9 protein-coding genes and 1 pseudogene are annotated in these 9,112 nt (G+C 72.3%); 1 reads left to right on the forward strand and 9 read right to left on the reverse strand.

Going from position 1 to position 9,112, the window contains the following annotated elements; genetic code table 11:
• Positions 1-27 precede the first annotated feature (27 nt).
• The 8 genes from AB0B40_RS25890 to AB0B40_RS25925 form a co-directional block, all read right to left on the reverse strand.
• Positions 28-150 (reverse strand): hypothetical protein, encoded by a 123-nt coding sequence (locus AB0B40_RS25890; protein ID WP_362265805.1) that lies wholly within the window; start codon positions 148-150, stop codon positions 28-30.
• 414 nt (positions 151-564) lie between these two features.
• Positions 565-1,395: a helix-turn-helix transcriptional regulator gene (locus AB0B40_RS25895; RefSeq protein ID WP_362265807.1), complete on the reverse strand. Its 831-nt coding sequence runs from the start codon at positions 1,393-1,395 to the stop codon at positions 565-567.
• Positions 1,392-1,913 carry a DUF6879 family protein gene (locus tag AB0B40_RS25900; protein WP_362265809.1) on the reverse strand — a complete coding sequence of 174 codons (522 nt, stop codon included), beginning with the start codon at positions 1,911-1,913 and terminating at the stop codon, positions 1,392-1,394. Before AB0B40_RS25900 ends, AB0B40_RS25895 begins: the two co-directional genes overlap by 4 nt.
• Positions 1,897-2,106 carry a hypothetical protein gene (locus AB0B40_RS25905; protein WP_362265811.1) on the reverse strand — a complete coding sequence of 70 codons (210 nt, stop codon included), beginning with the start codon at positions 2,104-2,106 and terminating at the stop codon, positions 1,897-1,899. Before AB0B40_RS25905 ends, AB0B40_RS25900 begins: the two co-directional genes overlap by 17 nt.
• A 159-nt stretch (positions 2,107-2,265) precedes the next feature.
• On the reverse strand, positions 2,266-3,603 hold the full coding sequence (locus AB0B40_RS25910; RefSeq protein WP_362265813.1) for an AAA domain-containing protein: 1,338 nt from the start codon (positions 3,601-3,603) through the stop codon (positions 2,266-2,268).
• Positions 3,600-5,189: a hypothetical protein gene (locus AB0B40_RS25915; protein ID WP_345047522.1), complete on the reverse strand. Its 1,590-nt coding sequence runs from the start codon at positions 5,187-5,189 to the stop codon at positions 3,600-3,602. Before AB0B40_RS25915 ends, AB0B40_RS25910 begins: the two co-directional genes overlap by 4 nt.
• On the reverse strand, positions 5,180-6,325 hold the full coding sequence (locus tag AB0B40_RS25920) for a hypothetical protein (protein ID WP_345047715.1): 1,146 nt from the start codon (positions 6,323-6,325) through the stop codon (positions 5,180-5,182). Before AB0B40_RS25920 ends, AB0B40_RS25915 begins: the two co-directional genes overlap by 10 nt.
• Before the next feature lies 1 nt (position 6,326).
• Positions 6,327-7,271, reverse strand: coding sequence for a phosphatase PAP2 family protein (locus AB0B40_RS25925; RefSeq protein WP_362265815.1), 945 nt, complete (start codon positions 7,269-7,271; stop codon positions 6,327-6,329).
• 240 nt (positions 7,272-7,511) lie between these two features.
• Here AB0B40_RS25925 and AB0B40_RS25930 point away from each other — a divergent pair, with 240 nt between their 5' ends.
• Complete coding sequence (locus AB0B40_RS25930) at positions 7,512-8,108, forward strand: histidine phosphatase family protein (protein ID WP_362265817.1); 597 nt, start codon at positions 7,512-7,514, stop codon at positions 8,106-8,108.
• A 30-nt stretch (positions 8,109-8,138) separates the two neighbouring features.
• On the opposite strand, the pseudogene AB0B40_RS25935 reads toward AB0B40_RS25930, so the two are convergent.
• A pseudogene (locus tag AB0B40_RS25935) lies at positions 8,139-9,112 on the reverse strand (hypothetical protein); the annotation flags it as partial.

Raw genomic sequence — 9,112 nt, forward strand, 5'->3', positions numbered from 1 at the left:
CCGGCTCGGCTGACGGGAGGGGGAGGATCAGACGTTCAGGCCGAAGCGCGCCGGGTCGATACCGGCCGCGTCCAGCTCCTCCGGCCGCTTCTTCAGCGGTTGGAACGCTTGTTGGGCTCGGCGCACCGCGCGCACTCGCACGGCGGCCACGCCTCAGTCATCAGCGGTGGGAGATCATCCGTACCGAACACGGCCTGTTCGGAACCCCAAGTCCGCCCGGAGTCGCGCGACACCCGAAGCGTCATCAGAGGCCGTTCAGCGAAGAGTTTCGCGTACGCGTTCCGGCTCACGAGCAGTGTGCCTCCGCCTGGTGCTGACGCAGTTTCACGTTCGCATCAGATACGGCGCTGTAGTCGCCTGTGGATCGAGCATTGTCCCGGCTCACGCAAAAGCTGAGACATGTGCCGCACCCTGGCACGGCTTTCGGTTCCGCGGGCGGTTCCGTCAATACGTACCCCTGGGGCTTCTGTGTACCCGTCATCAATCCTCCCCGGCCTTATGACCTATCCATGATCTACCAGGCGGAGGGATTCACCGAACATTATTCCCGTTCTGGACTGAAGATCACCGGTAGGCCTCTGCCCATCGCTGAAGCAGAATCCTTGCTTCTTCATCGAAGCGTGCATGGCGTTCGAAGAGTGCAAACACGGCGAGGTACTCGGAGACGTCACGAGCATCCCGAAAAACCATTCGACCTGTGAAGTTTTCCACCGTGGCTAGCCGGCCGTCGTAGACCGTGAACGTGTTCATAGGCCCGCGCGGCATCTCGGTCCCTGTGGGGATGACACCGATACGAAGATTCGGCAGGCGAGACAGTGATATGAGACGGTCAATCTGCATGGCCATGGCTGGGGGCGGAACGATAGCCCATCTTGCGGCCTGTTCGGTGAGCAGGAAGGTAAACGACTTCGACATGTCGTACAGAACCGTCTGACGCTCTAGTTTGCGTGCCACTGTCTTGGAGGGATCGCCAGGGGTGTGGCTCAGGCTGGCGCGAATGAATTCGGGGGTGGCCAACAGGCCCGTCATCATGGACGGGAGGAAGTAGCGCAACTCCGTGGCCTCGGCCTCCAGCGAAGCCAATTCCGTCTGACGCTTCTCCATGCCACGCCGCCAGGAAGAGCGCTTGTCCTGCCACTCAGTATTTGCTATGCGTGCGAGGGTCGTAATCTCCGCTACGACTTCGGGAGGAGCGTCAAGCGCCTGAAGGATACGTTCGACATCGGTGAGCTTCGGCGTTTTCTTGCCTGTCTCGAACTTACTGATCTGACTCTGAGACATGTTGCAACGCCGAGCGAGCCGGTCCCCTGTGAGGCCGGCCCGCTTACGCAACTCGCGGAGTTTTTCCGCCAGGTCGGTCCTGGACTGACCTGGCTGTTCAGGCTCGAATGTCACTCAGATTCTTTCACATACTCGGCGAACGGTACGGAGTGTGTCAGAGCGATCCGCTTCCACTCCAGATAAGGAGCAATGTCGCCCGTAAGCAGCTCACGGTTAATTTGCGTACCGTCCGGCCGATAATTCAAATGGACGATTCTTGACTCATCGAACATCCACCAGTCGGTACCCGACAGGGGGAGCCCGAAGTCGTTTTTCGTCACGTCCAGGATGCGGATGTCTTCCCCGGCTTCGATGTTTCCGGGAATTCCCCAAGTGAATTGGTACCGCTGGTAATCCGTAAGTGGCTGCCGAACGATCCGCACTCGCCCGATGGTGCGTCCCGACGTCACGAAGCCCTGTACGCGCTTGTGCCATCGCGCGTTGTGGTCCACAGGCTTCGGCTCCCCGCGAAGGAAGCGGGCGACGTTCTCAGTCTCCTTGGGCATGGTGTAGGCGGGCTGGGCCTCGAAGCGCCATGCCTCACGCTCGTACGCGTCGAACGTCCTCCGCCACTCGTCACCATCCAAGAGCACGTACAGCCTCCCTGAGAACCGCCTCAGGGATCTCCACCAGAGCCTCACCTTCCGGTGGCTGGAAGGCGCTGGACAGGTCCCCCTGGACCACGATGGAGCCACTGGCCGTGCGGTAGACGTTCGGGCAGTCGTCGTCGTCACAGTCAGGCCCGTTGAAGCTGCCCGTCAGCCGCGTCAGATCGCTCCGCGACATGGCGCCCCCTCGCGTCCGGCCCCGGTTGGGGCCCCTGCCCGACGACGCTACGGAGCACACCGCGCCTCGTCCATGCCGACTCCGGAATATTCCCGATCCGGCATGAACGATCTTGATGCTCGCGGGCTGGTCAGCGTCAGCGGGCGAGGAATCCCCAGCTCAGGGACGCCAGGCCACCCGGTGTTCGCCCAGGTGTGAGAGGACCGCGTGGTTGGCCTCCCAGCCGTCCGGGAACTTCACCAGCGTGCCCAGCTGGACCGGTTCCGTGGAGGGGTAGTCGTCCAGGAGGTCGGTCACGCCGGCGCGGCAGATCACGATGCACGCGTGGCGGTGGCGGGAGGCGAGGACGCACAGGCGGCCGGTCTCCAGGTGGAAGGCGGTGGCGTCGGGGCGGCCGGAGAGCGGGTGCAGGACGACCGTCACGTCGTACTCACGGCCCTGGAGGCGGTTCGCGGTGTCGACCGTGACGTCGGGCACGCCCAGCCCGGCCAGGGCCGCGCGGACCGCCGCCGCCTGGTCGCGGTGGGCCGTACCCACCGCGATGCGGGCGGCGGTCAGGGGGGCGGGATCGGGGGAGCGCTCGGAGGTCGCCGCGCCGCCCCGGTCCAGCAGGCGGCGGACCACCGCGGCCACCGCCCGGACCGCCTCCGGATCCGTGCGCGGGGTGTGCCGGGCGGGCAGCTCCAGCAGGCCCCAGCCGGACTCCGCGGCCTCGTCGATCACCCGGTCCGGGCCGGAGCCGTCGGAGGGCACGGCGAAGGTCAGGCGGCGGTCGCCGGGCCCCGTGCCGCTGCGGAACGGGGTGTAGGGGTAGAAGGCGGCCGAGACCAGCGGGGCCGCGGAGGCCGGCAGCCGCCAGGAGACCGGCAGGCGGTGCTGGGGCAGATCCGGGTTGTGGGCCAGCAGGGTGGTGACCGCCGAGGCCGAGGGGTCGTACGACAGGCCCGCCCACTGTTCGCTGCCCACGATCGCGAACGGGTCCAGCTGCCCGGGGTCGCCCACGAACAGCGCCCGCTCGAACAGGCCCGCCACGGCGAGCAGGGAGTCCGAGCGCATCTGGTACGCCTCGTCCACGATCGCGTGCCGCCAGGGCTCGTCCACCGTGACGTGCGCCCACTTCGCGGCGGTGGACAGGACGACCGGCAGGCCGTTCAGGTCGGCCGCCTTCGCCGACGTGCGGACCTGCGGCAGTTCGTCCAGCGCCTTGTCGTACGCGTCGGCGTCACTGCTGTGCAGGCGGCCGACGGGCAGCTCCGGGTCCTTCTCGGCCAGGCGCAGGACCAGGTCGTCGACCTGGGCGTTCGTCTGGGCCACCACCATCAGCGGGCGTCCGGCGCCGGCGAGTTCCAGGGCCGCGCGGACCACCAGGGTCGACTTGCCCGCGCCCGGCGGCGAGTCCACCACCACGCCCCGCTCGGTGCCGTGCAGCGTGTCGTGGAGGATCGCGTCGGTCGCGCGGCCGGCCGCGGCTCCGGGATCGAAGTCGACGGTCGTCACAGCACGTCCTCCTCGGTCACGCTGTCGGGTGCCTCCGGCGCGGGCTCGCCCGGCGGGCCGCCGTGCGTCCACGGGGTCTCCTCCGGGTCGGGCAGCTTCGCTCCGCCGCGCTGCTCGTGCTCGAAGAGCGTGCAGCACACCCGGTCGCCCTTCTCCGGCACCGACCCCGGCTCGGGCTCCTTGCCGCGGCCCATCTTGTCCAGGATCCGCAGCACCAGCAGGCCGTCGCCCTCGTGTCCGACGAACTCCGCCGCCTGCGGCCTGCCGTTCAGCGAGCGGTACACCTTCACCCGCTCCGCCAGATGCGGCCGGTCCTCCGTGCGGACCGTCACCAGCGGGCGCGGGCTCGGCCGCCTGCCCTCGCTGTACGCCATCACGACATCGGTCACCTCGCCCGCGAACGCCTCCCCGGCCAGCCGCCGCCCCGCCATCACCAGCGGATCGTCCAGCGCCTCCTGCGCCTCCAGGCGGGCCTGCTCGCGCTCGCGCGTGGCCAGCTTGTTCGCCGCCGTCACCGCGTCGTCCCGGCGCGGCTGCGGCGGCTCGCCGGCCAGCACCCGGTCCCGGTGCCCGGTGAACGACCAGCGGTCCCGGGTCCAGCGTCCCTCCACGTGCCCTCCGGCCGGCAACCCCCGCAGCAGGTCCAGGCCCCGCCACACCGCGTCCCAGGTGGGCCGGGTACGGCTCTCGACGAGGTCGCGGACGTCCCGTTCGGCCACGGTGAGCGCGGCCAGCCGCCCGTCGGCCTCCAGCGGGTCCTCGGCGGCCGCCAGGGCCGTACGCGCGCGGTCGTAGCGCTCGATCGCCGGAGCCAGCAGCTTGTTGTCGAACGCCGGGTCGGTGGCGGGACCGGCCGGCGGGCACAGCAGCTGCCCGGCCGTGTCCCGCGCCAGCTCGGCCCGGCGGGCGGCCTCGGCGCCGCCGAGCCCCTCGGGCGGGTCGATCCAGGCGAGCAGCGCGCCCAGATGCTGGTCCTCCAGCCCGGACTGGCCGGTCGCCCAGTGCCGGGACAGCACCTCGGTCAGCGCGAGCAGCAGCGAGGAGCCCGGGACCCGGGCCCGCTCGCCGTAGTGGGTCAGCCAGCGGCCGAGCAACGGCACCCGGGGCGGCGCCGGATAGGGCGCGTCGGGGTCCTGTTCGGCGGTGCGCCGGAACCGCATCGAGCGGCCCAGCAGCCGTACGAAGTCCAGACCGGAGCGGCTCGGCACGATCAGCTGGGGCGCGTCCGCGCACAGCTCGGCCTCCACCTTGACCCGCTTGCCGGTCTCGGGGTCGGTCTCGGTGCGCTCGGCCGCCTCCACGGACCCGGCGTACGCGTCGATGTACGGCAGGACGACGTCGGCCAGCTCCGCGAGGAACGTGAAGCGCAGATCGCGGTCCCGGGGCTGCGGTACGACCAGCAGCCGGGGCGCGTCCCGGTCGGTGCCGACCAGCGCGCCGAGCGGGGCACCGGTCTCACCGGCGGTGATCAGCGGCACGAACACCAGGGGACGGTCGGACAGGTGCCGGTGCCGGACGGTCGCGGCCGGCTGCGCCCGGCCACTGCCGACGGCCTCCAGCCGGGCGAGGGCGGTGATCAGGGACACGCGGTCACCACCGTGCGGTCCGCGGCCGCCGGGGCCGAAGCCTCCCCGGCATCCCGGAGGGCTTCAGCGGCCTCCGCGGCCTCCCGGAGGGCTTCCGCGCGCAGGGCCGCCGCCCGGCGCAGCGCGGCCACCACCGGGTCGTCCGGGTCGCCGGACTCGCCGCGGGCCGCCGCGAGGACCTCCCCGACCGTGGCCAGACCGCCCAGTTCGGCCCGCAGGGGCCGGCCGAGGCGGGTGACCGCGCCGGCCGCGCGGGCCCGCTCCCGGCAGTGGAAGGCCAGTTCGCACGCGGACAGGCACTCCGGCGCGTATGTCGCCGGAACCGCCTCCACGGCCGCCGTCAGCTCCTCGGCGGGCCGGTCGGGCGCGAAGCACGTGCCCTCGGGCAGCGCACCGGCGAGCTCCTCGATACGGGTCAGCCGGGCCAGCTGGCGTGCGGTGACCGCGCGCTGCTTGCGGATGTCCACGGCGCAGCCCGCGGCCAGGTTGGAGAAGTCCCTGGGGCACACCAGCAGCACCCGGTGGTGCACGCGCGGGGCCGGTTCGAGCCGCGCGGCGACCTCCTCCAGCGCCAGCACGTACACCGCCGCCTGCCGGGCCGCCGCGCCCACCTTCGCCGGGTCCGCGGAGCCGTCCACCATCGGGAAGGACTTGATCTCCACCACCGACCAGCCGCCGTCGGGGTGCACCACCACCGCGTCCGGCTCCAGGAAGGCCGGCGAACCCGCCACGTCCAGGGCGAGCATCGGGTGGTCCAGCAGCGTCCAGCCGCCGGACCGCACGGCCTCGCGCAGCGCCAGCGCCGTACGGGCCGTACGCCCCTCGGGGCCCTGGGCGGTGAGGTCGGGTACGGCGGCGCCTTCCGGCACCGCGGCACCCGGGTCCAGGCGGGCGTGCACCAGCCGCAGCAGCTCCGCGCCGCCGTCCGCCTTCACCCGCGCCTCGAACGCGTTGCCCCGGGTCAGCGCGAACTGGGACTGCCCGAAGCCGGACGGCGCGCCCAGCGCGGTGGCCAGCCGGGCCTTGTCCACCCCGGCGCCGTCCAGGACCGCCCGCCGGGCGCACCCGGGGTTGGCGGCGAGCGCCGCGAGGGCGCGCGCGTCCAGGGACTTGGCGGGTACGTCGGGACCGCGCAGCTCAGCGAGCCGGTGCCGGAGCCCCTTCTCCCGCGTCGCTGGGGGAGGCGTCCGGTCCGGCCGCGGTGTCGAGCTGCGACGCTCGCTGCCGTGGAATTCGCTCACCCGCGGAAGTCTGGCATCCGGCACTGACAATCGGGGAACCCGTGCCCTCCGCGACCGGTGCGGTGCGGCGCGGCAGCCGGGCCCGGACCAGGCCGGCGGCCCGCATCACACGCGGCGCCAGCAGGAAACCGACGCCCATGACGGCGACGCCGGCGACCGCGTCCAGGAAGTAGTGGTTGGCGGTGCCCATGACCACGAGCGCGGTCACCAGCGGGTAGAGGACGCCGAGGGTCTTCGTCACGCGCGTTCCGCCGTACCGCCACAGCATCACACCGCACCACAGCGCCCAGCCCACGTGCAGGCTCGGCATCGCCGCGTACTGGTTGGTCATGCCGCCCATGCCGCGCGGGGCGCTGGCCTCGCCGCCCCACCAGCCGTACGAGCTGTACTGCGCCATCGTGTCGACGAAGCCGTGCCCGGCCGAGAGCAGGCGGGGCGGGCAGGTGGGAAGCAGGGTGAAGCCGATCAGGCCCATGAAGGTGGACGTCATCAGCCAGGTGCGGGCCGCCCGGTAGTGCCGGGCACGCGCGTGGAACAGCCAGACCAGGATGGCGGGCGTGACCAGGTAGTGCAGCGAGGCGTACCAGAAGTCGGCCGGGACCCCGAGCCAGGACTCCCGCGTGAACAGCCGGTTCAGCGGGTGCTCGGCGTTGAGGTGCAGTGCCTTCTCGATGCGCAGGATCGTCAGGCCGTGGTCGACGGCGCTGGTGACGTCACCGCGCGCGAGGAGCCGTCCGGCCGAGTAGCAGCCGTAGACCAGCAGGATCAGCGGCAGCTCGGTCCACCAGCGCAGCCGGGGTCGTGGGGCCGCCTCGGTGCCCGGTGTCTCGGTCTGCGGCAATCCGATCGCCCTCCCCCTTCTGCTGTGCGGTGCGCCCCGGCGGGCGACCGTGCCACTTTACGGCGTCCCTACGACACCGATGAGGGCGCGCCGGTCACACCTGGCGCGCGCTCAGCCCTCGAAGACGCCGGGACCGCCCGCAGGGTTGCCTGGCAGGGGTGTGCGCGATGATGGAGGAACCGCATCCAGTTGTCGTTTCCGTGGCGTCCAGGTGACGTCACCGTCCCGGAGAGGTCTCTCATGGCACCGCGCATCCTGCTGGCCCGCCACGGACAGACGGCATGGTCGCTGTCCGGCAAGCACACGGGCAGGACCGACGTGCCGCTGCTGGAGGAGGGGCGGCGCGGGGCCAAGCTGCTCGGGGAGCGGCTGCACCGGCCTCCGCTGGACGGGCTGGCGGGCGCGGAAGTGCGTACCAGCCCGCTCTCACGCGCGCGTGAGACGTGCGAACTCGCCGGGTTCGGTGAGCGTGCCGAGTGCTGGGACACGCTGATGGAGTGGGACTACGGGGCGTACGAGGGGATGACTCCGGCCGAGATCCAGGCGGTCCGGCCGGGCTGGCTGATCTGGCGGGACGGGGTCCCCGGGGGCGAGACCCCCGCCGAGGTCGCCGCGCGCGCGGACGAGGTGGTGGCGTGGGCCCGCTCGGCCGACCGTGACGTCCTGGTCTTCGCCCACGGGCACATCCTGCGGTCCATCGGCGCGCGGTGGCTGGGGCTGCCGCTGGACTTCGCGGCCCGCATCCGGCTGAACCCGACGTCCCTGTCCGTGCTGGGCTGGGCCTACGGCGAACCGGCGATCGAGAGCTGGAACGACGTGGGGCACTTGGCGGGGTGACCGGCCGGGCCGGGGTCCGCCCGCCTCCCGCTAGGTCGTCCCGGAACGCGGTGTGGAGGCGTGCCGGTCCAGGAACTCCGACACCCCCGACGCCCGCCGGTGCGGCAGCAGCACCCTCGCCGTGCCGGCCAGCATGCTCTGGATGCGCGAGGACTGGACCAGGTCCAGCAGGGACAGCACCCGCAGCCCCGCCTCCGCCGCCTCGTCGGGACGGCCCTCGCGGGCGAGGTCGTCGGCCAGTTCGGCGGTGTAGAGAGCGATGTTGCGGGTGAAGTGCGGGTCCTGCAGACGCGCCGCCCGCCGCGCGTGCCGGGACGCCCGGCGCCAGTCACCCAGCGTGGACCAGCACTGCGCCTCGAGCCCCTCCAGCTCCGCCTCGCCGTAGAAGCTCATCCACTCGGGGTCGGCGTCCGAGCCGCCCCGCGCGAAGAGGGTCTGCGCGCGGACCAGTGCCTGCTCGCAGGCGGTGCGGTCGGCGAGCCCCGCCCAGCCGCCCGCCTCGCGCAGCGCCAGCAGGGACATCAGCCGGTCGGAGCCGAGCGGCTGGGCGGCGCGCTGCGCGGCCTGCGCGGCCCGGACCGCCTCCCGGGGGCGCCCCGCGTCCCGGGCGAGGAACGCGGTGTTGCAGAAGGCGTGCGCCTCCAGCCCCGGGTCCCCGGTCACCCGCGCGGTGGCCAGCGCCTCCGCGTAGTGCGAACGCGCGTCGTCGAAGCGGCCGGAGTCGTGGGCCAGCCAGCCGACGGAGATGGCGAGTTCACCGGCGCCCGAGTGCAGCCGGTCGGCGGTGGTCTGCCGGGTCGCGCCGGCGTCGAGCAGCGCGTAGGCCGCGCGCAGCGGAGCCGCCGCGCGCCGGTACAGGCCGTCCGCGCCGTGCCGGTCGTCGAGCAGCCGGATGCGGCGGACCGCCTCCTCCAGGGCCGTCGCCTCGGGGGTCCCGGCGCGCCGCGGCGGGAGATCGCGCGGCGCTACCGGGTCGGCGAGGCGCAGGTGGACGACCTGCTGAC

The sequence above is a fragment of the Streptomyces sp. NPDC042638 genome (assembly GCF_040647235.1).
Classification (GTDB): Bacteria; Actinomycetota; Actinomycetes; order Streptomycetales; family Streptomycetaceae; genus Streptomyces; species Streptomyces rameus.

Bases quoted from the DNA above. Each gene is read 5' to 3' on its own strand.
- AB0B40_RS25930 (WP_362265817.1), top strand. From the start codon at position 7,512: ATGGCACCGCGCATCCTGCTGGCCCGCCACGGACAGACGGCATGGTCG.
- AB0B40_RS25905 (WP_362265811.1), bottom strand. From the start codon at position 2,106: ATGTCGCGGAGCGATCTGACGCGGCTGACGGGCAGCTTCAACGGGCCT.